Annotated in this window: 1 protein-coding gene; it reads right to left on the reverse strand. The window is 61.1% G+C overall.

The window, feature by feature from the left end:
• Position 1: 1 nt before the first annotated feature.
• Positions 2 to 234, reverse strand: a 233-nt coding sequence (locus EOB49_RS35940; RefSeq protein WP_164782031.1) for an acyl-CoA dehydrogenase family protein, incomplete at its 5' end; no start/stop codon positions are given.

Below are 234 nucleotides of genomic sequence, written 5' to 3' on the forward strand. Positions count from 1 at the left end.
GTTATGCCCCGAACGGACGCAGCAGCGCCCTTGAAATAATGTGGCGCTGGATCTCTGACGTGCCTTCCCAGATGCGCTCGACGCGCGCGTCGCGCCAGATGCGCTCCAGTGGCAAATCGTCCATCAGTCCCATGCCGCCATGAATCTGGATCGCCTCATCGGCAACGTATGCAAGCATCTCGGTGGCCTTCAGCTTGGCCATGGCCATGTCCTGGTCGGTGACGGTGCCCTGAT

Origin of the sequence: Mesorhizobium sp. M7A.F.Ca.MR.148.00.0.0 (genome assembly GCF_003997735.1) — a bacterium.
Lineage (GTDB): Bacteria > Pseudomonadota > Alphaproteobacteria > Rhizobiales > Rhizobiaceae > Mesorhizobium.